At 64.6% G+C, this 24,706-nt stretch carries 19 protein-coding genes; 7 read left to right on the top strand and 12 right to left on the bottom strand.

All coding sequences use genetic code 11. The annotated features are described in order from the left end of the window. Positions 1-10: 10 nt before the first annotated feature. Positions 11-382 (bottom strand): phage holin family protein, encoded by a 372-nt coding sequence (locus tag GEMMAAP_RS19245; protein ID WP_026851024.1) that lies wholly within the window; start codon positions 380-382, stop codon positions 11-13. Positions 383-467: 85 nt separating this feature from the next. On the opposite strand from GEMMAAP_RS19245, the gene GEMMAAP_RS19240 reads away from it, so the two are divergent. Together GEMMAAP_RS19240 and GEMMAAP_RS19235 are read left to right on the top strand one after the other, a co-directional pair. Continuing rightward, positions 468-1,844, top strand: coding sequence for a phospholipase D-like domain-containing protein (locus tag GEMMAAP_RS19240; RefSeq protein WP_026851023.1), 1,377 nt, complete (start codon positions 468-470; stop codon positions 1,842-1,844). A gap of 216 nt (positions 1,845-2,060) precedes the next feature. After that, a complete protein-coding gene (locus GEMMAAP_RS19235; protein WP_075071579.1) occupies positions 2,061-2,990 on the top strand; it encodes a universal stress protein in 930 nt (309 codons plus the stop codon). 100 nt (positions 2,991-3,090) lie between these two features. Here the strand turns inward: GEMMAAP_RS19235 and GEMMAAP_RS19230 are convergent, their stop codons facing one another. Genes GEMMAAP_RS19230 through GEMMAAP_RS19220 form a run of 3 tightly spaced genes read right to left on the bottom strand, consistent with a single transcriptional unit; the run spans position 3,091 to position 6,257 of the window. Next, positions 3,091-4,104, bottom strand: a complete 1,014-nt coding sequence (locus GEMMAAP_RS19230) for an MlaD family protein (RefSeq protein ID WP_026851021.1) — start codon at positions 4,102-4,104, stop codon at positions 3,091-3,093. 48 nt (positions 4,105-4,152) lie between these two features. Further along, complete coding sequence (locus GEMMAAP_RS19225; protein ID WP_075071708.1) at positions 4,153-4,941, bottom strand: MlaE family ABC transporter permease; 789 nt, start codon at positions 4,939-4,941, stop codon at positions 4,153-4,155. An 11-nt stretch (positions 4,942-4,952) separates the two neighbouring features. Then, positions 4,953-6,257, bottom strand: a complete 1,305-nt coding sequence (locus GEMMAAP_RS19220; protein WP_026851020.1) for an MgtC/SapB family protein — start codon at positions 6,255-6,257, stop codon at positions 4,953-4,955. Between the two features lie 398 nt (positions 6,258-6,655). On the opposite strand from GEMMAAP_RS19220, the gene GEMMAAP_RS21095 reads away from it, so the two are divergent. From GEMMAAP_RS21095 to GEMMAAP_RS19200, 4 genes are all read left to right on the top strand, one after another. Next, positions 6,656-7,618, top strand: coding sequence for an ArsR/SmtB family transcription factor (locus tag GEMMAAP_RS21095; protein WP_075071578.1), 963 nt, complete (start codon positions 6,656-6,658; stop codon positions 7,616-7,618). Between the two features lie 224 nt (positions 7,619-7,842). Then, the gene (gene ahcY / locus GEMMAAP_RS19210) at positions 7,843-9,318 is read left to right on the top strand and encodes an adenosylhomocysteinase (protein ID WP_053334624.1); all 1,476 of its coding nucleotides are present in this window, start codon (positions 7,843-7,845) and stop codon (positions 9,316-9,318) included. Positions 9,319-9,413: 95 nt separating this feature from the next. Then, positions 9,414-10,865, top strand: coding sequence for a carboxypeptidase regulatory-like domain-containing protein (locus GEMMAAP_RS19205; RefSeq protein ID WP_026851017.1), 1,452 nt, complete (start codon positions 9,414-9,416; stop codon positions 10,863-10,865). A gap of 86 nt (positions 10,866-10,951) precedes the next feature. Next, positions 10,952-12,385, top strand: a complete 1,434-nt coding sequence (locus GEMMAAP_RS19200; RefSeq protein WP_026851016.1) for a carboxypeptidase regulatory-like domain-containing protein — start codon at positions 10,952-10,954, stop codon at positions 12,383-12,385. Between the two features lie 76 nt (positions 12,386-12,461). On the opposite strand, the gene GEMMAAP_RS19195 is transcribed toward GEMMAAP_RS19200, so the two are convergent. Further along, complete coding sequence (locus tag GEMMAAP_RS19195) at positions 12,462-16,292, bottom strand: carboxypeptidase-like regulatory domain-containing protein (RefSeq protein WP_026851015.1); 3,831 nt, start codon at positions 16,290-16,292, stop codon at positions 12,462-12,464. Positions 16,293-16,396: 104 nt separating this feature from the next. Between GEMMAAP_RS19195 and GEMMAAP_RS19190 the strand changes: the two genes are divergently transcribed. Further along, the gene (locus GEMMAAP_RS19190; protein WP_145979251.1) at positions 16,397-17,185 is read left to right on the top strand and encodes a DUF3108 domain-containing protein; all 789 of its coding nucleotides are present in this window, start codon (positions 16,397-16,399) and stop codon (positions 17,183-17,185) included. A 218-nt stretch (positions 17,186-17,403) separates the two neighbouring features. On the opposite strand, the gene GEMMAAP_RS19185 is transcribed toward GEMMAAP_RS19190, so the two are convergent. The 7 genes from GEMMAAP_RS19185 to GEMMAAP_RS19155 all read right to left on the bottom strand — a co-directional run bounded on the left by GEMMAAP_RS19185 (position 17,404) and on the right by GEMMAAP_RS19155 (position 24,652). Further along, positions 17,404-17,874, bottom strand: coding sequence for a hypothetical protein (locus GEMMAAP_RS19185; RefSeq protein WP_026851013.1), 471 nt, complete (start codon positions 17,872-17,874; stop codon positions 17,404-17,406). Continuing rightward, the gene (hemJ, locus tag GEMMAAP_RS19180) at positions 17,871-18,305 is read right to left on the bottom strand and encodes a protoporphyrinogen oxidase HemJ (protein ID WP_026851012.1); all 435 of its coding nucleotides are present in this window, start codon (positions 18,303-18,305) and stop codon (positions 17,871-17,873) included. Before hemJ ends, GEMMAAP_RS19185 begins: the two co-directional genes overlap by 4 nt. A gap of 5 nt (positions 18,306-18,310) precedes the next feature. Then, positions 18,311-18,910, bottom strand: a complete 600-nt coding sequence (gene bchJ / locus GEMMAAP_RS19175; RefSeq protein ID WP_026851011.1) for a bacteriochlorophyll 4-vinyl reductase — start codon at positions 18,908-18,910, stop codon at positions 18,311-18,313. 19 nt (positions 18,911-18,929) lie between these two features. After that, on the bottom strand, positions 18,930-20,294 hold the full coding sequence (hemN, locus tag GEMMAAP_RS19170) for an oxygen-independent coproporphyrinogen III oxidase (protein ID WP_053334623.1): 1,365 nt from the start codon (positions 20,292-20,294) through the stop codon (positions 18,930-18,932). Further along, positions 20,284-21,885, bottom strand: a complete 1,602-nt coding sequence (gene bchE / locus GEMMAAP_RS19165) for a magnesium-protoporphyrin IX monomethyl ester anaerobic oxidative cyclase (RefSeq protein WP_026851009.1) — start codon at positions 21,883-21,885, stop codon at positions 20,284-20,286. The genes hemN and bchE overlap by 11 nt, the downstream gene beginning before the upstream one ends. A gap of 141 nt (positions 21,886-22,026) precedes the next feature. After that, positions 22,027-23,757 carry a M28 family peptidase gene (locus GEMMAAP_RS19160; protein WP_043581782.1) on the bottom strand — a complete coding sequence of 577 codons (1,731 nt, stop codon included), beginning with the start codon at positions 23,755-23,757 and terminating at the stop codon, positions 22,027-22,029. A gap of 325 nt (positions 23,758-24,082) precedes the next feature. Further along, positions 24,083-24,652: a prephenate dehydratase domain-containing protein gene (locus GEMMAAP_RS19155; protein WP_043581848.1), complete on the bottom strand. Its 570-nt coding sequence runs from the start codon at positions 24,650-24,652 to the stop codon at positions 24,083-24,085. Positions 24,653-24,706 lie beyond the last annotated feature (54 nt).

Below are 24,706 nucleotides of genomic sequence, written 5' to 3'. Positions count from 1 at the left end.
CGACCAGCGTTCAGTCGTTGTCCTGTTCGCTGGGAATGAGCACCCATCCCAGGACGGTGCCCACGATACTCACGAGCAGGGCGCCCAGGATGGCGGCGCCAAAGCCATCCACGTGGAACGGGATGTCGAGACGGGTGGCGGCGGCGCTGGTGATGAGCAGCATGCCGGCGTTCAGTACCAGCGCAAACAGTCCCAGCGTGAGAATGAGCACCGGGAGCGAGAAGAACTCGAGTATGGGGCGGATGAAGGCGTTGACCACGCCAAAGACCAGCGAGAGCCCCAGCAGCCCCATGGTGCTGCCGGTGTATTGAATTCCGTCAATGAATCGGGCCGCGCACCAGAGGGCGACGGCATTGATGAGCAAGCGCAGCAGCAGATGCATGCCCACACGATGCATGCGGGGTACGGCTGGCGGAAGCCCGTGGGAGCTGCCAACGTGCGGCGTGTCAACGTTCAGGGAAACTTCCGTGGGACCTGGTCCCGCGGCCGGGAACGACCGGCCGCCGGCCATTCGGCCGCGGCGGGCGTATGGCCTGGCCCGGGGGCTTGCCGACGGGGTGCGTGACCCGGGGTTCCGGGCGCTGGTGCAGCGTATCGATGGCAGCCCGGTGCATCTGCTGCCGCCGGCTCGGCTTCTCCCCGACGGCCCGGAGGCCTTTGCGCGGATGCAGCAGGCTATTGGCGACGCGCGCGAGGAGGTGCTGCTGGAGACGTACATCCTGCGCGACGATACCCTCGGGGAGTCCATGCAGGGGGCGCTTATTGCCGCCGCGCAGCGCGGGGTGCGGGTGAGTGTGCTGGCCGACGCGGTAGGCTCCCTCTTTACGCGGGATGAGTTCTGGGAGACGCTGGAAGCGGGGGGCGTTACGGTGCGCCACTTCCATCGGTTTTGGCACCATCCCTTTGAAGCGTTGCGGCGTGATCACCGCAAACTGCTGGTGATTGACCGCACGGTGAGCTTTACCGGCGGCATGAACATCGGCAACGAATACGGGTCGAGTATTCGTCGGCACCGAGACGCGTGGCGCGACACGTTCATCGAGCTGCGCGGCTCCGTGGCGCGGGAGTTGGCCGCGGTCTTCGCGGAAGGGTGGGATAGGGCGCGCGGGCCGGCGTTGCCGGGGTTGGAGTATGTGAGTTGGAGCGAGGGAGTCGTGCACCCACCAACCACGCGCCGCGCGTTTGCGCTGCCGCTGCGCTTGGAAGCGCAGCTCACCAGGCGGCTGGGGCGACGCCGCGATCGGAAGCGTGGACGCCAGGTACGCCGCGAGGCCGAGCCGGCGGGGGATGACATGCCCGGGGTCGCGGTGCTGGACCCGCGTCCGGGGCGAGGACAGCGGGAAATGCTGTCGGTGCTGGTGGCCCTGGTGGGGGCCGCGCGCGAACGGCTCTGGATTACCACGCCCTATTTCGCACCGCCCACGCGGGCGCTGGAGCTGCTGGCGGCGGCGGCCCGTCGCGGCGTGGATGTACGCCTGTTGCTTCCCAGCGCGCGTACCGATGTGCCGCTGGTGCGTCACGCGGCGCATGGGACCTATCAGCGGCTGTTGCAGCACGGAGTCCGCGTGTACGAATACCAGCGCGCCACGCTGCACGCCAAAACCGTGGTGGTCGACGGCTACGCGGGTATAGTAGGGTCGTCCAACCTCGATTTCCGTTCATTTTGGCTGAATGCGGAATGCAATGTGTTGCTGTTCGATGAGGCGAGTAGTGCGGCACTGGAGCGCGCATTCAAAACGGACCTCGAGGGGAGTGTTGAAATCACCGCCGAGTCGTGGCGCCAGCGCACGATTGGACATCGTCTGCTGGACCGTCTGGCCCGTGCGTTACGCTGGGCTCTGTAAGGCGCGAGGCTTCCCCTTTGCGGAATGACGGGGCGTAAAGTTCCGCATCTCGATGTGCGGGATTCCCTGACTCCAACGGGAGTCCTCCCCGATAGAGTAGACGCTCTCACTGTGCGACCCTTTTTCCTGTGTCGCGGCACGCGCCACATCGGGTTCGAAGGTTGAACACCGATACCGCCGACACTGGAACCGGCGCGCTTCGCCCGGAGGTCGTATATGTCTGCCATCGCTCACAGTCCATTGTCCACATCGAGCCATTTCTCACTGGCTGTCGGCGGGCCCGTCATCGTGGCCAGCGACGGCTCAGCGGTGTCCCACGAAGCGCTCTTCAACGCCGGCCGTCTGGTGTCGTCGGCGCTGGGGGGCGCGCTCGAGGTGATAGGCGTCTGTGAACCCATCCCCGGGGTGGCAGCCGGGATGGATGTCCTACCGGTTCCCGCGGAGCTGGATGAGTCGCGCCGCGCCGCCATGCTCGACGATCTACGTCGCACCGTGAGCATTGCGGCGGCGGGCGATCTGCAGTGGCCCATTACGGTGGTGATTGGCTCGCCGCCACGCACCATTGCGGCGGAGGCGGAGCAGCGGGGCGCGGCGATGATTGTCATGGGCATTGGTCGACACAATCCGTTGGATCGATTGTTCGGTACCGAAACCACGCTGTCCACCCTGCGCGAATCCCACGTGCCGGTGTTGGCGGTGGGACCGCATTTCCCCGCTGCCCCGTCGCGGGCAGTGGTGGGGCTCGACTTCAGCCTGGCCAGTATTCAGGCGGCGCATCTAGCCATGCGGTTGCTCGGTCCGGGGGGGCATCTCACGCTGGTGCACGTGCGCCCCCGCTTTGAACATCCCAGCGCCGACTGGCAGTCCTGGGATGCGGACTACGGCCGCACGCTGCCGCCGCTGTTCGATCAGGTGGTCTCGCAGCTCGATGTCCCGGCCGGCCTCACGGTGGATACCGTGACGGTGCGTGGCGATCCGGCGCCGGCGCTGCTGGCGTACGCGCAGCAGGTCAACGCCGAACTGATTGCGGTGGGCACCCAGCGGCATTCACTGTTTGAGCGGCTGGTGGTGGGCTCGGTCGCCACCCGGGTGTTGCGGACCGCGCGCGTGGGCGTGTTGGCGGTGCCGGGGCAGGGAGAGCACTAGAAACAGGCGGGAGGCAGGAAGCAGGGGGCAGGTCGCAGTGATGCGGCCTGCTTCGCTTTTCTGCCTCCTGCTCCCTGCTCCCTGCCTTCTGCTCCCTGCTTCAAAACACCCGAACATTCACATACCGCCGCGGATTCTTCTTGATATCCGCCACCAGCGCGCGCAGTTCCCGCACCAGCGAGTCGCTCTGCTGATAGAGCGCAGGATCGTTGATCATCAGACCGAGCGTCCCGCTGCGGCTGTTGGCTTTCGCAAACACCGAATCGGCGCGCGCCACGGCGCGGGAGAGATTGATCTCGGTCTTGTCCAGTCGATCGGTGAGTTCGCGGAGGTTGTGCGCGGCATCCACCAGTTCGCGAGCGGCGGTTTGTGAGTTGGTCACAATGGTTTGCAGCTCACCACGACTGGTGGCGGAGTCCACCCGACCGGAAAACGTATTGAGCCGCGCCGCGGCCGCGTTGATGGTGGTGAGACCGGTCTGCACATTGGTGCTGATGCGATCGAGGTTCTTCGATTGCGCATTCACCGTGCGCGCCAGATCCGCCGACAGGGTGGCAAAGTTGCGAATGCTTTCGCGCAGCTCCTTGGCGGCCTGATCGTCAAAGGCTACCTGCACGCGCTCCGCCACTTCGGCCACGTCACCACTGATGCGCCCCGCCACGGCGGTCAGCTGGGCAATGTCGGGGAGCACCGCGCCGGCCAGCGTGTCGCCGGTAGTGCGCGCTTCGTCTACCGCGGCACGCAGTTCGCGGTCGCCGGGCACGCCATCGCGACTGGTCACGGTGGCCTGCCACTCACCAAAGAGACTCGAGGCGGCCAACAGCACCACGGGATCATTGGGGAGCTCCACCTCGCGGTCGAGCCCCAGCTTGAGGACCACCCAGTTGTTGTCGCCCAGCGCAATGGCTTCCACCCGACCGGCGCGTACACCACGAATGACGACCGGGTTGCCCAGCGCCACGCCCCCCACGTCGCGCGAGCGGACCACGAGATGACGCGTGCGTCCGCCGAGATCGGCCTGGTTCAGCCAGAGCGTCCCGGCAATGAGTACGACGGTCACCACAATGACGGTGAGGCCGACAACAAAATCGCTGGTGCGTTTGGTGGTGGTCATAGCGGGCTTTCCTGTGAACGCCGCAAACGAATGCGTGTCATGAGGGCATCACTTGATCGTGCGGTTGGTGAGCCAAACCATGGCCCAGAAGGCGTCGAGCACGAGAATCATCACGGCTGAAATCACCACGGCGCGGGTGGCGCCGCGTCCCACCCCCTGCGCGCCCCCGGACGTGCTGAGACCCGCTCGGCACCCAATGAGGGCCACCGCGGCGCCAAAGCTGGCCGATTTCACGAGCCCGTAGCGCACGTCGAACGAGGTGAAGAAAATGCGCACCCCTTTGAGAAACTGCGGCGTACTGATGTCGAGCAGAAAGACCGACGCGCCCCATCCGGAGAGCATGCCCACCAGCATGGCCATGCCCACGACAACCGGAAACATGGCCGCCGATGCCACCACGCGCGGCACCACGAGATAACTCATGGGATCGAAGGTGAGCGTTTCCAACGCGTCGATCTGCTCTGTCACGCGCATCGTGCCCAGCTCGGCGGCAATGTTGGCCCCTACCCGGCCGGCGAGCGCGAGGCCGGTGAGCACCGGCGCCAGCTCGAGTGTCACGGTTTTCTGCACCAGGGTGCCCACGAAATACGGCGGTACGATGCTGCCCACGCTGTAGCTGGCCAACAACGCGAGCACGATACCGGTGAAGAGGGCGATGAAGATGCCAATGGGCAACGACTCGACACCCAGAATGCGCGCGTGCGTGCTGACCTCGGGCATCCAGCTGCGCACGTCGCGCGCCGCGTGCGCCACATCGGCCACAAAGCGCGCGCCGGTGCCGACGGGTTCAAAGAGTCTCCGCGTGACGCGGCCAATGCTGCTGATGATCTGGTTCATGGGTGCGGGCGTTACCGGGGCCATCCAATCAGCAGTCCTACCGCGCTGCCGAGGGCCAGAACGCCAAGACCGCCGGCGGCGCGCAGGCGAAAGCGTGGGGCACCAATGCCCAGCACCAGCGCTGCCTTGAGGGCGGTGTTGGAGAGCACGCCTACGCCAATGGCGGCGGCGGCAATCTGCTGTGTCGCGGGCTCGGCGCCGTAGCGGGTCATTGAAAGCGTCAGGGCATCCATGTCGGTAAGTCCCAGCAGCGTGGCGGACGCAATCACCCCGGTGTCACCAGCGTTGCGCTGTACCCAGGCAATGGCAAAAAGCACGACCTGGAAGGCGATTGCCATCTGCAGAGAGGAGGCGAGTCCCAGCGGGTTGGTGCCCAATCCGTTCTGCGTGTCGGCGGGCGCAACGGCTAGAAAGTCGCCGCTGCTGGAGGGACGGGTATCGCGTTCATGCCAGAGGGCCACCGCCATGAGCGAGAGTCCGGCGAGCAGAGGCGGGAGCAAAAAGGGGACCGTAGCCCACGCGAGGGCGGGGCGCAGCATGGCGGTGACCGTCAGGATGCGCGGAATGAGCACCGTGCACGCGGCAACCACCCCGAGGGCCAGCGGCAAAGCGAGCAGCGGCTCCTCGCGACTGCGCCGGCTGAAGGTGAGCGCCACTGCGGTGGATGAGACCATCCCGCCCAGCAGGCCGGTGACGCCGAGTCCGCGGGTTTCGCCCACCAGCCGGCGCGCGATGTAGCCGGCGAAGTTGAGCGCCGAAAAAATGAGCACCACCACCCACAGCTGCCGCGGCCGAAAGGCCTCGTAGGGACCGTAGGCGGTGTCGGGGAGAATGGGGAGAACGACCAGCGCCAGGACGGCAAACTGGGCGGCAGCGCGCAGTTCCCTGGCGTCTACTCGCTGCAGGGTTTGCTGAACCCAGCTCTTTTCGGCTAGCAGGATCACCATGACCGCTACCGCAGCGGCGGCGGGGGTGCGGTGTCCGAGCCCGGAGACCATACCAAGGACAACCACCAGCACGGCCGCCACTTCGGTGGTGCTGTCGGTGGTGGTGCCTGGGCGCTTCATGGCGGTCCAGTAGGCGACGACGGGCATGAGAATCCCACCGGCGGCGATGATCGCCGCCAGCACTGGCTGGTCGAGCCGCATGAACCAGCCGGCGAACCCGCCAATGGCGCCGAGCAGGGTAAACGTCCGGGCGCCGGCGAACCGGCCATCGGGCCCGGAGGTGTGCCCCGACCACTCGCGCTCCACTCCCACCGCCATCCCGACGAGTGCGGCCACCAGGAGATCGAGCGCCAACGTATAGGAGAGCATGTACAAGGAATGGTATCGCCTCCGGGGCCTCCCGCGAGAGGGAAAACCGCACAGCCTGAGGGGATATGGGGCGATTCGCGGGGAATGGCTGGGGGGCAAACTGCAACTGCATTACGAGGACTGGACGTGGTGTCGGACAGGGCGTCCAGGCGAGGACTGTGACGGTGAATACGACGAATACTCTCCACCTCCTCACGTTCAATAATTCAAGAAATGAACAGCCTGGCCGCAGCAGAACGATGTTGGCCAATGCCGGAGCCAGTCCTCGTCTTGACACCCTGTCCGCCACATCGGAGCAGTCCTCGTAATGCTGCTTGACGGCACATTCCGAGTACCTAAACGTCTGGTTGACGAAGGGGGACTATCCATTCATCCGGATGAGCGGATATATTAATTCCATGACCGCCCCTCGCCTGTCTATTCACGACCGTATGGTTGAGCTCGCCGACACCTCCAGGTGTCGGCTGCTAGCGGCGTTGGAGCGGCAAGAGCTCACGGTGGGGGAGCTCGCCGCGGCGCTGCAGCTGCCGCAGAGCACGGTGAGCCGGCATCTTCGCATTCTGGCCGATCAGGACTGGGTGTCGTCGCGCGCGGAAGGGAGCAGCCGGTGGTACCGGCGGAATCCGTTGCTCGATGCCGATATGCTGGGGCTGTGGGAGCTGGTGCGTGGCGCCATGGCCAACACTCCGGCGGCGCTGCAGGATGACGCGCGCATCGACGCGGTGATTGCCACCCGTCGGTCGGTGACGCAGGCGTTCTTTGCGACGGCCAGCGCCGAGTGGGATGCGCTACGCACCGACATGTTTGGCGCGCGCGCGGATCTTGCCGCCACCTTTGCGCTGCTCGATCCCGACCTCGTGGTAGGCGATCTGGGGTGCGGCACCGGCTCGCTCTCGGCCGCGCTCGCGCCTCATGTGGGCCACGTGCACGCCATTGACGCGTCGCCGGCCATGCTGGATGCCGCTGCCACACGTCTGGGTGCGTTTGACAACGTGTCCGTCACCGAAGGCACGCTCGAAGCGCTGCCCCTGGAGACTGGCGTGCTCGACGTGGCCCTGCTCACGCTGGTGCTGCATCACGTGGCCGACCCGGCGCGCGCGTTGCGGGAAGTGCATCGGGTGCTGCGTCCGGCGGGGCGCTTGCTCATTACCGACATGCGCCCGCACACGCACGAACGGTATCGCGAGCAGATGGGGCATGTGTGGCTGGGCTTCTCCGAAGCGGTGCTGAGCGCGTGGCTGCACGAGGCCGGCTTTGATCGCGTGCGCTATGTGCCGATACCCGTGGATGCAGAGGCCAGCGGGCCCGCGTTGTTCAGTTGTACGGCGGTGGCGATGCCGCGGCCGTTGATGGTGGTGTGATGTCAGCTACGGCGGACATGGTGGCAGTACCGGGTGAGTTTTCAGTTGTGAGTTGGAGTACCCAGTTGTCAGTTGAAGTATTCAGTAAACAGTAACTGAAAACTGACAACCCGAACTGAGTACTGATTACTCAAACTGAAAACTGAAAACTCAGACTGAAAACTGAAAACTTCTTGCAGCCTCACAACAGACTCTCCGAGACCAACTGTATGGCAACTTCAATCATGACCGAGCACGGCGTCGTCGATCTGACCTCTGCCGAACGTCCCGCCTTTGCCGTGCGCGATCTGTCGCTCGCGGAGTGGGGGCGCAAGGAAATCCGTCTGGCCGAGCAGGAAATGCCGGGCCTCATGGCGCTTCGCGCGGAACATGCGGGCAAGTTCCCGCTCAAGGGCGCCAAGATCATGGGCTCGCTGCACATGACCGTGCAGACGGCGGTGCTCATTGAAACGCTCGTCGCACTGGGCGCCGACGTGCGCTGGGTGTCGTGCAACATCTTCTCCACGCAGGATCATGCGGCGGCGGCTGTCGCCGTTGGCCCGACGGGCACGGTGGAGAAGCCGAACGGCACGCCGGTTTTTGCCTGGAAGGGCGAAACGCTGGAAGAGTACTGGTGGTGCACGGAGCAGGCGCTCATGTGGAGCGACGGCACGGGTCCCAATCTGTTGCTCGATGACGGCGGTGACGCCACGTTGCTCGTGCACAAGGGCACCGAGTACGAACTGTCCGGCGAAATCCCGGGCTTCGATAGCGACAACGAGCCGGAAGAGTGGGGCGTGATTCTCGATCTGCTGCGCGCCGAGCAGGCGAAGAACCCGGGACGCTGGACGAAGGTGCTGGCCGGCATTCGTGGTGTGTCGGAAGAGACCACCACGGGTGTGCATCGCCTCTACGAAATGGAGCGCGCTGGCACGCTGGCCTTCCCGGCCATCAACGTGAACGACGCCGTCACCAAGTCGAAGTTCGACAACCTGTACGGCTGCCGTCACTCGGTCGTCGACGGCTTGAACCGCGCGACCGACGTGATGCTCGCCGGCAAGATTGTCGTGGTGCTGGGCTACGGCGACGTGGGCAAGGGGTGCGCGCAGGCGCTCAAGGGTCAGGGCGCGCGTGTCGTGATCACCGAAATCGATCCCATCTGCGCGTTGCAGGCGGCGCTCGAAGGCTACCAGGTCACCACGCTCGAAGACATCGTGGACCAGGCGGACATCTTCGTGTCGGCCACGGGCAACAAGAACGTGATTACGGTTGAGCACATGAGCCGCATGAAGGACAAGGCGATCGTGTCCAACATCGGTCACTTCGACAACGAGATCGACATGGCCGGTCTCAAGAAGGTCGAAGGGATGAAGCGCATCAACATCAAGCCGCAGTACGACGAGTTCGTACTGCCGAACGGCCGCTCCATTCTCATTCTGGCCGAAGGCCGTCTCATGAACCTTGGCTGCGCCACGGGCCACCCGAGCTTCGTGATGAGCGCGAGCTTCAGCAACCAGGTGCTGGCGCAGCTCGAGCTGCACGCCAACGCCGAACAGTACGAGAAGAAGGTCTACACGCTCCCCAAGCACCTCGACGAAAAGGTGGCGCGTTTGCACCTTGAGAAGCTGGGCGTGAAGCTGACGGTGCTGTCGGCGGATCAGGCGTCGTACATTGGCGTGCCGCTGGAAGGGCCGTACAAGGCGAGCCACTACAAGTACTAAACGACAGGTTGCGGGTTGCAGGGAGCAGGAAGCGGAACGCGCTGGCACGGAGATCGTGCTGGCGCGTTTTGCGTTTCCCGCGTTACCATGCGACCATGTGGAAGATTCTGCTATTGGGAGTGCTGTGCTGCGGGTGGTCGCGTGAGTGCCTTGCGCAGGGCGCAGGCTCCTCCGAGCGTGGGCGGGTCGTGGGGACCGTGTGGGACAGTACGCGTGCGGCACCTCTGAAACGCAGTGTGGTGCAGATGGTGCACGCGGAAGGGCTGGCGACACCGCGATCGACGGTGGCGGACAGCGCTGGGCGGTTCAATTTCGACACGGTCGAGGCGGGCGTGTGGGTGCTGGCGGCGGTGCATCCGCGACTCGATACGTTGGGCGTTGATGAGCTGGTCCTGCGCGTGCCCGTTGCGCCGGGTGGGACGTCACGGGCCAACCTGACGCTTCCCTCGCTGGGCAGCCTGAGTCGTCAACTGTGTGGCGTGAATGCGCGGGACTCGACCGGGTATCTCAGCGGCCACCTGCGACGTGCCGATGGTGATCGAGGCCCCGCGGTTGGGGCTGTCCGCATTACGTGGACTGAACTGGCGGTGAACGACGGTCGTCTGGTCCGACAGGCTGTCTCGGTTGTTGGCCGGACCTCCCCCTCCGGGCAATACCTGCTGTGCGGTATTCCGACCTCGACCGCAGCGGTCGTGCAGGCATGGAGTGGTACCGATTCCACCGGCGTTATAGACGTGGCGTTTTCAGCGGCGCCGATTGCCAGGCTCGACTTCTACGTTGGTCGCACCCAATACGTGCAACAGACGCTGGATAGCGCGGCGGTGGGTGATAGCCTGGCGACGGTGGTGTTGCGCCGCGGTGAAGGGCGGGTGAGTGGCGTGATCTCCGATGCGCAGAACAAGCCGATCAGCGGTGCGGTGGTGGCCATTTTGGGAAGTGGACAGACACAGCGAACCGGCGCGACCGGTCGATTTGATCTGAACGGCGTGGCCACCGGTACCCAACTCCTCGATGTGCGCGCCATTGGCTTTGAACCGCTGCGCATTCCGATCAACATCTTCGAGAACGAAGCTCCGGTAACGACCTTCGCCATGTCCAAAGCGGTCGTATTGGATAAAGTGGAGATCCGGGCGTTTCGCGCCATCGCCATGGGTCAGGACATGATCGACTTCGAGCAACGGCGAAAGACGGGCTCCGGGCGCTACTTTGGACCCGAAGACATGATCGCGCTGGACCCGCTGCGCGTAGCCACGCTCATGGAGCGGATACCTGGCGTTCGCGTGGTGTCAAATGGAGTGTCTGGCGACCGCATTCTGATGCGAGGCATTGGCTTCAGCCAGTTCTGCACTCCGGATATCTGGCTTGATGGCTATCGTATCTCTGACGACGGCACCATGGATTCCTTTGTGCAGCCGCAACAGATCCGCGCGGTGGAGATCTATGCCAGCGCCGGAAGTGTGCCACCGATGTACGCGACGGTCTCGGGGTGTGGTGTGGTGGTGATTTGGACCGGGCCGCGTACGCCGGAGGGGGTGGGGCGGCGGTGACGGGCTTTTACTGATCAGTTTCGGGTTATGGGTTGGAGTTCCGGGTTTTGAGTTCGGGAATCCGTCACCTTTCGCTTCGCTCGGCTATGTGGAAACATCTGCTCGTGGGAATGCTGGGCTTGGGGTTGGCGCGTGAAGGGGCGGCACAGGCTGCGTCATCAACCGCGCGCCTCCGCCTGAACGGCGCGGTGTGGGACAGCACGCTGGCGGCGCCACTGGCCGGCGCGAGTGTTCAGGCGGTGCGCGCCGACGATCCGACGCGGTTGCGCACGGCAACCACTGACGCGCGCGGCAACTTCCGGCTCGATTCACTGGAGTCGGGCGACTACGCCGTGGTGGTGTATCACCCGCGCCTTGATTCGCTGGGTATTCAGCAGCTCTCGCGCGGGGCCAGTGTGGGCACGGACAACGAGCGCGTCTCGCTGGCTATCCCTTCTGCTCGTACGCTGGTGTCGCAGGTGTGCGGCGCGGAGAGCGCCGCGCGCGGAGTTGGGTATCTGCGCGGCATGCTGCGCGATGCTGAACAACCGGGAGCAACGCGCGTCGGCACGGTGCAAGCCGAGTGGCAGGCGTTGAGCATGGATGGGCTCGCGGTGAAGCGCGAGATGCAAACGATTCAGGCGCGCACCGACTCGGCGGGGGTGTATGTACTGTGCGGAGTGCCAGCCAACGACAATGTGCAGGTGCGCGCGTGGAGCGGCGCCGATTCTACCGGAATTGCCGAGCTGCTGACCACCGAGCTGGGGATCGTGCTGCGCGATTTGTACACCGGGCGGGTCCGTCGCGAACGCATCGTGATGGCGCCTGACAGTGGTGGGGATACCACGAGTCTCGCCGTTGACGTGCTGCGCGGACCGGGCGTGGTGCGCGGGCGCATTGACGGCGCCGGTGGGCGTCCCTTGAGCAATGCCCAGATCACGGTGTGGGGTACTGGTGTGCAGGCCACGACGTCGGACAGCGGCCGCTTTGTGCTTCCCACGATGCCCACGGGTACGCATATGCTGGATGTGCGCGTGCTGGGATATCGCGCTGCCCGTCAGGTGGTGGACATTGTGCCGGGGGACAGTGGCGCGGTGACGGTGTCCATGGTGCGGACCATGACGCTCGACACGGTGCGGGTGCAGGCTGGGCGTACGACCGTGATGCAGCGCCAGCTGGCGGACTTTGAAGAGCGACGACGTACCGGTGCAACGGGTCGGTTCTTCGGTCCGGAGGATCTCGCCAAGCGGCCCCCCACGCGCACGGGTGACATACTGCGCATGGTGCCGGGGGTTCGTGTGGTGCCCGCCACCTACGGTGAGCGCATTCAGATGCGCGGGCTGAACTTCAACGCCTGGTGCACGCCCGATGTATGGGTGGATGGCATTCGCATGCAGGGATTCAACAGCGTGGAGAACATGGTGCAGCCGGACGAGATGCGGGCGGTGGAAGTGTACGCCAACCCGCAGACGGTTCCGGCCCAGTTCACGTCATTGAGTGGCTGCGGGGTGATTCTGTTTTGGACAGGACCGCGGAAGTAGCGACAACGCACGACCCACGACCCGGAACTGATCAGTTCCGGGTCGTGGGCTAGAGTAACGGGCTCGGGTTTTTCACTTACCCGTCAACACTGATGGACCGCTGCGACGACCCCTCCGGCTGACCACCCACGCGCGGCCTGTTGTGCACCAGCGGCACCGGGAAGCCGAACTGCCACTGACTGTTCTTGCGCTGTTCCTTGCTCACGCCGCTGATGCTCACGAGGAACGGCAGCAGCTCGCGCTGCTGCGGCTGCACAATAGGTTGCACGGCATCCACCTGCTCCCAGAAGAGCGGCCAGTACAACTTGGTGGTGGCCTTCACGCTGTCCAGCGCCGCCTTACCCGCCACACCGTCTTCCTGGGCCGCGAGGAACTCGGCAAGCGGCTTGTACAGCGCACGTACCTTGGCCGAATACAGGCTGTCGGCGGCAAGGAGCTGACCAATCTGCTCCTTGGTCAGGAACAGCGAATCGCTCTCGGCCAACAGCATGCGGTGCAGGTTGGAGGTGCGGCTCAGATACAGTGCGGCAATGGAGTCGGCCCCACGACGCGCCCAGGTGATCTTGCGGGAGTCCCTGTCGCGCGACTTCACCGGTTCGAGGGCACGACGCAGCGTTTGCAGGTCATACGGCACCGACAGGTCCATCTGGACATCAATGACGACGCGGAAGGGAATACGCGACAGCGTGCGGAAGGCGCGGGTATCACCGAAGCGCGGGTTGACGTCGTAGCGGAACGCCTGGGCGTTGACATCAAAGCCGTTGGGAATGAGCAGTACCGGATCGGGCTGAGCCTGCGAGCCCCAGCCGCGCAGCCCGTTGGCACCGTGCAGCATCTGATCGATACCGGCCAGCGGATTCTCGAACACCACGTTCACCTGCGCGTTGCGTCCGCGAACGCGACCAATGTTGGGCTGCAGCGCGAGATTCATCTGCTGTGTCCACGGGCCACGGCAGCTCATGCGGCTGGCCACCTGACCGGCTTGCGAGGACAGACAGTCGCGCACGTTGGCCGGTGCTGATGCCAGCAGCGCCTGCATCTGTGCGCGCGTGGCGGCGTTGGATTCGGCGGCGACATTGGGCACGTACGCCCGGTCGTTGGCGCGACCGTCACCATTGATGTCGCTGCGCACGAGCGGGGTGAACGGCATCCCAGACTGCAGGCGCGTGAACAGGGTGAGTGTGCCCACCTTGGGGATGCCTACGCCGGCCTGCATCACGAAGGCATGGCGTGCGTCGTTCATGCCGGCCGCCCACTCCTTGTCGCGCGGGTCACCAAAGTTGCCGCCGTCAAAACCGCGGTACTGCTGACGCACCTGCTGAATGGTGTAGCCCACCGAGAACATCACCGGTGGCGGCCCTTTGGCTCCCCGGAAGATCTCTGGCTGAATGGTGGTCGTGAGCTGACTGCCATAGCCGCGCAGATCGCTGGTGCGCAGTGACACCCGCCCAAAGTCACTGGCAATGCGCGAATCACGCGGAGATACGGCGCCGGAGGCGGCATCAACGGAGAGCGGCTGCATGAACACTGGGCGGTTACCCTCCGATGCCAAGCGAAAAACGGTAGCTCCGCGGAAGTTGGCGTCGAGTGTACTGGGCTGCGACAGGTCGTACGACGCGAGCCCATCCACCTTGAGCATGACCCCCTTCATGCTGGAGGCCCAGCCCAGTGCGGCACGCCAGCTGCGCGGGACATCGAAGCTGGGGTCCACCAGCGTCACACTCGGCGCGCGCTCTACCAGCGCGCCGTTACCGTCAGCGCAGCTACTGGGAATAGGGGCCGAACCGGCGGCAAAGCCACTCCAGTTGGGGGTGGGCACGGTAGCACCCACGCACGACAGGGCGAGCGTACTGCCGGGGATGCCGGCGCCCACCATGGCATCGGCCAGTGTACCGGGGCGATACAGATCGCGGAATTCGCCAATGCCCCCCTTGATGATGCCCATGGTGTTGCGATACCACGAGCCCGTGTTGGTGCTCATCTGCCCGTTGCCGTTTTCACGAGAGCGCGAATAGGTGTAGGTAAAGCCTACCCGTGGTGACACTCGCAGACGACGTGGAGCGACACCGGTCTCCACGCCCAACGCCTGCTCCAGCGCCGCATTCTCCGGCGGTGCTTCGCCAAACATGCTCCCCTCCACACGCGCACCGGAAAGCATGCTGAAGTAGCGGGTGGGGTTCCACTGATGCGCGAACGCCAGCGCGCCGTTGTACGACGTGGCACTCCGCGCGGGCTGCGTGATGGTGCGCTGATAGGACGCGGGGCGATTGGCCGCGAGATCGGCCAGCGAGTTGAACGTGTACGACCCCTGCGCGTTGGGGAGTCCCTCTTGCGTGAGGCCGTCGCCACGCACCCATGCTGACGTCTTGAAGCGATGCTTGCGGCCACCGGCATTCCAGACCATTTCGTTGGCGCCCTCGACGGTCCACCGCGAGTCGTCGGTCGCCATGAACGGATTGCCGCCCAGCTGTAGCGCCACCACATCGCTGGTGGCCGCATCACTGGCCGATCGTGCCAGCACGGTGGCGCCGGGAATGTTCAGATACGGCGTCGTGCGATCACGCACCCGGCTGGCCGCGAGCCGGTTCTGCATGAGCGTGAAAAAGCCGGGGCCAACGTACCGACTCTGCAGCAGCTGCGCGCCCATGGTGTTCTGCGACTGCTCGCCACCGTTGCCGGGGGCACTGAGTGGACCGAAGCCCAGCGCGCCTTCGTTGCTGCGCGAGGCAAAGGTGGTAAGGGTGAAGGTGCGCAGGGTGTCACGCACATCGTCCAGACGGCCCAGCCAGGTGAGATTGTTCTGCACGCGCGACGCGGGAATGCCGGCACCGGTCAACGGCAGCCCCACGCTGGCGGCAATATCCTGCGCACGCCGGGCGGAGTCGGGCGCGAGGCCGGCACGGAGCAAGGCATCGGCGTTGCTGCCAACCAGTGACGCGGGATCGCTGGTGGTACGGCTCACATCGAGCGCGGTGTTATAGGTAAGCGCCTGCCGAATGAGCTCGCCGTCGGCGCCCACGCTGGCGCGGAACCCCTGGTTGGTAATGCCCAGCGAGCGACCTACGGCATCGGTGGCCTGCAGCTGTGGGGCATTGAGCGTGAGATACGCACGACGATTCTGGTAGTTGCGATCACCGGCCCCGAGCCGCACGTCAATGTTGGCGCCGGCAAAGCCACCGCGGGTGGCGTCGAAGGTAGCGCCACTCACGCGTACATCGGCGCGGGCGGCGCGCGGCAATCCGCCTGCCGGCAGCGCCATGCCGTTCAGCGTGGTGAGGTTGGAGCTGGGGCTCGCGCCGAGCATGCTGGGGCCACTGGCCGTCATGGTCACGCCCGGCATGGTACCGGCAATCATGCTGAGGTTACCAGCGGCGTTGGGGCTCACGCGCCCCTCCACCCCCTGATCGTATTGTTCGGTGGCCCCCACTTCACGTTCATAGGGGCTGGCCACCTGCGCCTCGGCCCGTTCGGGTTTGCTGGCCTTCACCTTCACGGCGGCGAGCAGAGTGAGGTCGCGGCCGAGGGTAAAGTCGGCCACCAGTTCGCGCTCACTGCCGGCGCGCTCTACGCGGCGGCGAGCCGGTCGGAATCCGGCAAAGGCCACGTGCACGAGGTAGTCGCCGGTGCCGGGGTCGAAGCGCAGACTGTAGCGCCCGGTGGAGTCGGTCACGGTACTGAGGACCAGCCGGTCGGGGCCGCGGGTGATGTTCACGGCGGCGCCCACGACCACGCGGGCGGAGTCGTCAATGACGCGACCGCGTACGATGTCGGCGGTTTGCGCGAAGAGCAGCCGTGGAAGTCCGAGCAGGGCAATCGCAGCGGGGAGCACGGCACAGGTGAGATAACGACGCGTCGTGTGGCGCACCGCCGCGCAGACGTATAGCAAGAGTTTTGGGGTGTGAGACATGCCGAATACGACGTTGGTTGGGCAAAAATGGTTGCAGCATGGCGGGCATTTCTCCCATGCTGTTGCGGATTGACACCGGCTGCGGGAATACGCGAGCATTCAGCATGAACCGATTGCAGGGACGAAGCCGCTGGACGGTGTTACGCAATGTGGGACTAGCCGCGATGTTGCTCTGGGCCCCACGATCCGTGCAGGCACAGACCGTCGTTCCACCGCCTTCGGCGCCAGCATCGGTGCTCCCCCGCTTGCTGCTCCCGGGCGATACCCTGTTGCGCCCCTTGGTTGTCACCGGTGATTCGGTGCGCTACGCGCTCACGATGTTTCGCGACGCCGACGAGATCCCGGTGGGGCGTCTGGTGGAGGCGTTGCGCGCGGACACGATCAATGGCGTACCGGTGGTGCGCCGTGTGCTGAAACTGCAGCGGGGTACCATGCAGCTGGTGGATTCCACCGTTACCGATGCGCGGACCCTGGCGCCGCGCGTGCGCCGCGCCCTGCAGCAGAACCGCCGCGTACTGCTGGAATTCAATGGCGCCCGCATCAAAGGCGCACTCGCTCCGCTCGATGCGCCGCCGGTACCCTTTGACACCACACTGCGCGTGGTGCCCTTTGACGCCGGCAACTGGGAGCTGCTCATGCGCGCGCTCCCGCTGGAGAAGGGATTCAGTGTGCGCTTTCCGGTCTACGACCTGGACGGCGGGCTGCGTGAGTATCGCCTGGCGGTTACCGGAAGCACCACGGTACAGGGCGAGGAGACGCACGTGGTGATTCTCACCCTCGCCCGCAACCGTGAATCCGTGGTGTGGGTGAGCAAGCAGACCGGCGTGGTGCTGCAAATAGAAACGATGCTCGGCGAGACGACGATGCTGCGGCAGGTACGCGTACTGCGGTAAGGGTTGTTCAACTCACAACCCGAAGTTCTCACTCAAGACTCGAAACTGATCAGTGGATGGTGTGGAGAACCGACCACACAAAGGCATCCGAGGCAACCAAGGCATCCAAGACGTTCGAGCAATTCTCGAAGTGATTCAGCCGTTTGGCTAAACACTCGGGGATGCCTTAGATGCCTCGGATGCCTTCCTGCAATCTGTTCATTTCCACTCACCACAACTCACCAGGTCGTGGTTCCGCGCTGCGTCACGCGCAAAAAACGAAACGCCTGCGGGATGACCAGTTGCAGCGCACCGCCGCTGCCACGGGACATGCTCATGAAGGCCGATGTGGTGGACTGCAGCGCCACGCAGCGCTGAACGACCTCGAACTTGCGGTACTGCCGGTCGTCGAGCGTGATGCCGAGTTTGCCCGGGTCGCTGCCGGCGCGGGTGTGAAATTCGCCCCAGTCCGCACTATGGTGGCGGAAGGCCACCACGATTTCCCCCGGAAGCAAATCGACCATGGACACCGGCTTGCTGAGGTCCATGGCCTTGAGGTAGCTCACTCGGTTGGCAGCGCTCTTCTCCGGCATAAAGCGCTCGAAGAAGGTGAGGGCCTCGCGTACGCCTGCGCGCCGTACGGGGGCGGTGGTTCCCCCCAGCTGCTGGAGAACCCCATCGATGTGCTGCTCCGAAATGAACGCGGTCATGGTTTGCGCACAATGACACCAATGACGATGAAGAAGAGCAGAACAGTGGGCGCTTCGTTGATCCAGCGGCAGGCGGTTTCGCTCAAAAAGTAGTCGCCGGCGAGAAAGCGCTTGCGCGTGTGCGACGCGAAGCCGTGGTAGCCCAGGAGCAGCGCAATGGCGCCGAGCTTCATGTGCATCCACGGCATCTGCAGCAGCGACGGATTGAGGTACACCATCCACGAGCCAAGGCCGATGGAGACGACCATGGCGGGCATCATGATGCCGCGCAGCAGCCGCCGCTCCATGACCTCCAGTGTGGCGGTGACCGACGGTTCACCGCGCTTCTGCACGTGGTACACGTACAGACGGAAGATGTAGAACAGCCCGGCGTACCAGGCAATGACAGCGATAACGTGAAACGCTTTGATCCAGAGATAGTAGGCAGCCATGCCGCCTAATGTATCGCGAGGACCTCAAAGCGACAGCAGTGTGCGCCCAGTGCCTGGCACTCCACCTCGCGTACTGTGGCCCGCGGCGAGACCAGTGAGCGGATGAGATGCTCAAAGGTGCCAGCATAAAAGTCACAGACTGGCCCGTGACTGTGCATGTCACGGCACATGGCGCAGGCATGGAAGGTGAGCTCCGCCCCCTTGGGGGTGCGCTTCACGCCAAAGGAGCCACTGCCGGCAAAGGTCCAGGCGTTGGCCTGCATGGCCTTGAGCAGCACCGCCAGCCCGGCCCGCTTTGGCAGCAGCTTCATGACCCACTGCGCTGCATGCGGAATGCGGTTGGCCATGAGATAGGTGGCCGTGCGATGACCAGCCTCGTGGAGGACCCGTGCTCCACGATCCTCCCCCAGCGAGCGCATGACGGTCTGGACGAACGCCTGCGCCTCACGTTCGTCCACCATGGCCGCCGGCAGGGCGCCCATGGCGTAGCCGGTGCTTTCAAAGAGCAGGGTTGCTGCGGTGCTCTCGCCAAACCGGTCACGCAGCACCTGCGCGATCTGAATGATGGTGTTGGGACCAATGCGTGCCGGCTGGACGGCGCGCATGGCGGCAAGACCAGCGGTATTAGACAGCCCGCGAGAACCGACGAGGGCCGTCGGTGGCTCCACGATAAGCATCGAGGGGGAAGGCAAGATTGCGAAGGAAGAACCGACCCAACGGCGTCACGGTAATCCGGTCGGTTTCGAACATCACCAGTCCATCGGCGGCGAACTGCTCGTAGCGGTCCACCAAGTCATCGATGTCGCCCACGAACAGGTCGAAGGGCAGTTCGGCGTTGCACATGAGGTGCGAGACCGCGGCACCTCGCGCACGATCGTCGTCGCTCAGGACATGCCCGCGGGACAGTGGCAGCCGGTTGGCATCAATATCCCGCTGCCACGGTCCCAGGTCGGCGGCGTTCTGCCCGAACCACCCGTCCACTTCGGAGATGGAGCTGGTCCCAATGCCCAGCAGATGATCGCCACTGCGGGTGGTATAGCCCATGAAGTTGCGATGCAGGCGCCCGGCGTCAGCGGCCAGCGCAAGCGGATCTTCAGGGCGCGCGAAGTGATCGATGCCAATCCAGCGATAGCCGTCGTCGGTGAACCGCTGCACGGCCTGCTGGAAGAGTCTGAAACGGTCCCACGCGCGTGGGAGTGCGTTTTCGTCAATGCGCTTCTGGTGCGACTTCATCCATGGGACATGCGCATAGCCAAAGCAGGCCACCCGATCGGGGTTGAACGAAAGCGCCGTCTCAATGGAGTTGGCAAAGCTGGAGGGCGTCTGCTGGGGGAGCCCATAGATGAGATCGAGATTGAGTCCGGCGAAGCCTTCCTCCCGCGCCATCTCCACACAGTTGCGCACCATGTCCACGGGCTGCACTCGGCCAATGGCCTCCTGCACTTCTGTATCCACATCCTGCACGCCGTAGCTGATGCGCGAGAAGCCCAACTGCCGGAAGGTGCGCAGCTGGTCGCGCGTCACGAGCCGCGGGTCTGCTTCCACCGAGCATTCCGTGCGCGCATCTATGCCGAACGTCTGTTGCAGGCGGCTGAACAACCGTTCCACCTGCATATCAGTGAGGAAGTTCGGAGTGCCGCCTCCCCAGTGCATCTCCACCACACGCGGAGCGCTGCCAATAGCCTGCGCGAGCATCTCCAGCTCGCGGTAGAGCCGTGTGAGATAGCGATCGACAATTTCGCTGCGCGTGGTCACGGTGGCGTTGCAGCCACAGTACAAGCAGCGTGACGCGCAGAAGGGGAGGTGGACGTACAGCGCGAGCGGCGCGTCGGTGGTGCCGAGCACCCCGAGGTGCCCGGCCCAGGCATCGGCATCGAAGGCCCCCCGCCAGTCGGGGACGGCGGGGTAGCTCGTGTAGCGCGGACCGGGAATGTCGTACTTCGCCAGCAGCGCCGGCGACACATCAGGGACCTGCAGGTCAACAGGCACGGACGGCTTCCTCTTCCTGCGGCCGAACGGCGGCATGGCCGAGTACGGGGACGCTACCGGAGAAGTCCACATCGGCGGCAAACTCGGGGCGCGCTTCGGACATGGTGCGCAGCTCTTCGCGCGTGAACACCTTGTCTTCGTCGAAGCCGAAGTCCGACTCGAGGCCGGTGCCGTTGAACTTGAGCCGCTCCAGGTCGTAGAACTTCTTGTTGATGGTGGTCTTGGCGAAGGCGCGCAGACAACCGCGCAGGTATTTGCGCTTGAACGGATCCTTTTGCCACGGATACGACAGGAACGCTTTCTTGGCGTAGAAGCGGGCGTAGTTGCGCAGAACGCCTTTCAGCACCTGATCGCGTGTCATCTCGTCAGGCTGAATGATGGGCGTGACGAAGTTGTACTTGGCGTAGTCGCGTACTTCCACGCGCTCGCCGAGTTCCTGGAACAGTTCGGCGAAGGGCCACGGGGTGTACATGTTCCAGTTGGCCATATCGGGCTGCCAGTCCTGGGAGTACTTGTACGTCTCCTCGATAGTTTCCTGCGTTTCGTTTTCGAGCCCAATGATGAACTGCGCTTCGGCAATCATGCCGGCGTCTTTCAGCATCTTGATGGCGCGCTTGTTCTGCTCGAGCGTGGTCTGCTTGCGGAAGCGATCGAGCTTGAGCTGCGCCGCGGCTTCGGTACCCAGCGATACGTGCACCAGACCGGCTTTGCGGTAGAGGGGCAGTTCCTTCTCGTCGCGTAGAATGTCGGTCACGCGGGTGTTGATACCCCAGTGTACCGGCAGGTCGCGGGCAATGAGCTCTTCGCAGAGCGCGATGAACTTCTTCTTGTTGATGGTGGGTTCTTCGTCGGCCAGAATGAAGAAGCCCACCTTGTGATCGCGCACCAGCGTTTCAATTTCGTCGACGAACTTCTTGGGATCGCGCGTGCGATACTTGCGCCAGAACTTCCACTGCGAGCAGAAGCGGCAGGTAAACGGGCAGCCGCGCGCAAAGTTGGGCACCGCCACCCGGCAGTTTAGCGGAATGTAGATGTACTTGTTCCACTCCAGCAGCGACCAGTCGGGCGTGAGGTCGTCGAGGTTGGCAATGGGAGGGCGCGCCGGTGTGGCCACCACCTGGCCATCTTCCACGAAGGCAATGCCGCGGATGTCGCGACGGGTGGCGAGCGCGGTGCCGTCGCGCAGGTGCTGCATGAGCTCAACGATGATTTCTTCGCCTTCGCCGCGCACGATGTAGTCAATCCACGGCGCTTCGTTGAACACCTGCTGATACATGAAGGTGGGGTGGATGCCACCCAGAATCGTATGCGCCTGCGGCGCGACTTCGCGCGCAATCTGCAGGGTGCGCTGCGCCTGATAGATCATGGGGGTGATGGCCGTGGCCAGCACCGCATCAGGCTTGAGCTCAATGAGACGCTGGCGCAGCGACTCATCATCGATGTGGTTGGTCATCGCGTCCACGAACGTGATGTCCGTGAAGCCGGCGTGCTTGAGGGCACCGCCAATGTAAGCGACCCAGCCCGGGGGCCAGTTGCCGGCGATTTCCGCACCACCTGCATGATAATTGGGCTGTACAAAGACCAGCTTCATCGCCGCTCCCGCTGTGAATGGGTAAAAAGACACTCACAGGGTGCCGATGGGGACATCGCCCTACAGTCGGCAAAATGCGTCGGGCTGGTCGGGAATTGCTTTACATACCTATACGCATGTGAATAGGGGGGTTGGCGGGATTCACTGCAGCGTGACCGTCGCGGCGCGTACTCGGCGCTTCGCGTTGGCCAGCGCGGTACGCAGGTCTACGGGACCTACCGCGATGTCGGCCACGCGGTCGAGGGCCGCGAGGTAATAGTCGCGCCACACATTCAGAATGTGCTGCTCGTACTGCACATTGCCGCCGCGGGCGAGCGTATCGCGGCTGAGCGCCGCTTGCGTTCGCAGCGCCTGTTGAGCGGTGACGGTGAGCTCTTCGAGCGCGGCGCGGGCAATGACCGGGGTGCCCTGCGTGAGCAAGAGTCCCGTGGTGAGTGCACAAGCGCCCACGTTGGCGAGCGTGGTGGCACTCACGTTCTCAATGCGATCGAGATCGGTGTGATAGAACACATCGGTGAAGTGCCAGAGCAGCACGGCGGGGATGTCGGCATTCAGGAACGGGGTGTGATCGCTGCCGCCTTCGAACGGATTGGCCTTTACCACCCATTTGGTGGTGCGGGCGCGATCAAGGCAGCGGTTGCGCACGAAATCGTTGAACCAGTACGCCTTGATCTCATTCTCGGGGATAGGCTTGCCGCCCCATTCGCTGTGCTGATCGTCGCCGCGAACCCACACGGCAGAGGGGTCGGGCATTTTCTCAATGAGAAACGTGCCGCCGGTGAGGGCGGTATTCTCACCTACCATGTCGAGGGACATGCCCCACTTCACGCCGGCGCGCCGAGTGCTGTCTTCCTTGAGATAGCGGTCGGTGCTGCGAATCTCGTCGCCCCACAGAAAGGTGAGGGTGCGCCTGGGCTGGGCGATGCCACGCTGTACAAGTGAGGCGGCGACGCGCGCCATTTCGGCGAGGGTGCCCACACCAGACGCATTGTCGTTGGCGCCGGGTTCCTGCACGTGCGCCGAGTAGACGAAGCGTTCATTGGGGGCGGTGGTGCCGCGGATTTCTGCCACGAGGGTACGTTCGGGGCGACGGGCGAAGCTGGTGTTGATCAGGACGTGCAGCTGCACCGCGCCCTGCTTGAGCGCGGCCTGCAGTGAATCGCGTGTTACCGACGACACAAACAGCACCCACCCCGGGCGGATGGTGTCGCGCGCGATGCCGGTGAACTGAATGGCGCGCGGATGTTTGCCTTGCTGGTTGTAGGCGGGGAGCGTTTGCGTGTTGAGTACGCCGAGGGCGCCGTAGCGCTGCGCGCGTGGGAGTACGAGGCGGGCGTTGCCGGTGGAGAGCACGATGCGCCCGGCCACGGTGTTGGCCTTGAAGGCCGAATCAGACCCGGCGCCCACATCCACCAGCTCGGCGGTTACGCCATTGGGCGGCGTGGAGACCGAGTTGATGGCAATCATGTTGAGGTTGCCGGCGAGCGTCTGCAGTGGCGTCGAGCGGCCGGCGATGGTGATGCGCGCATCGTGCGGCGTCCACGCCTCGTTGGGCATGTCGCGCGATTCAATGCGATAGACCAGGCGATCGGTGGGCTTGGCCTCCGTCTCATTGACATAGCCAGCGGCGCGCAGCAGTGCGGCGACGGTATCGATGGCGAGATCGAACCCCTCGTTGCCGGGGAGCCGGAAGCGGCGCTGCACGAAGTCCACCGTGGTGAATGCGCGGTCGCCGTTGACGTCGCGGTGCACCGCCTGCGTGATGGGGGCAAACGGGGCGGGCGTGGCGGCCGACTGCGCGGTCAGTTCGGTGGCGAACAGCGTGGCGGCGGCGGCTGCTAGCACGCGGCGAGGGGTCACGGGCAGAGTCATGCCCGAACTTCGGGGGTGGGGGGCGTTCTGTACAGCCGCGTTGGGCGACTCAAGAGTTCGGTTTGTGTTGCCGGCTTGGGTTGGAACAGCATTACGAGGACTGCTCCGATGTGGCGGACAGGGCGTGCAAACGAGGACTGGCTCCGGCATGGGCTAGCGGCGTACAGCTGCGGACAGGCCCTTCCATTCCTTAATGTTGAACTCGCGGAGGTGGGCGTTGCTCGTCGCCTGCACCGTCGCAGTCCTCGTCAGACGCCCTGTCAGAACACACGGGCCAGTCCTCGTAATGCTGTTCTGCGGTGCCGGCCCCGAGGGCCGTGGTTCATCACCCCGCCCGGCTCACCACCACGAACCGCGTCCAGTTGGCGGCCACGTCTTCGATGCGGCGGGCAATGACTTCGAGGCCGTACCGTTCGGCGGCCATTTCGCTGGCGACGGCCCCTTGGGTGCGGTCACCCCGCTGGGCCACGTCGCGAGCGGCGCCGGCGGTGTCGGCGTGGGGAGCACTTTGCAGCCAGCCGTGACGCGCGAAGAAGATGCGGCACTGGGCGAGGGCGACGGGGTGACTGTGAATCTCCCGCAGCTCGGCCAGGGTGGCTCCCGCCGGCGCCATCAGACAGAGGTGCACCGGCACCCGGGTTTCGGCCCGCACAACCAGGGCGTCCCCCGCGGCGGCGAGCGCGTCCATGGCCACTTTGACGGGGCCGACGATGGCGTTTTCCACGGGGATGATGCCGAAATGGGCCCGTCCATCCATGACCTGAGCCACCGCCTCCGGGAAGGTGAGGCAGGGCACGGCTACCGCGCCGCTGGGCCACTGCTGCCGGATGGCCATTTCGCTGAACGCGCCAAGTTCGCCCTGAAAAGCGACGCGCGGTGAGTCGGATTCGGTCACGGTTTCGGAGGCTGTCCCAGTCATGGTGACATACATATTGACACACAGAACGCC

This window comes from Gemmatimonas phototrophica (assembly GCF_000695095.2).
Taxonomy (GTDB): Bacteria; Gemmatimonadota; Gemmatimonadetes; order Gemmatimonadales; family Gemmatimonadaceae; genus Gemmatimonas; species Gemmatimonas phototrophica.
This window is presented reverse-complemented; position numbering and strand designations above follow the sequence as displayed.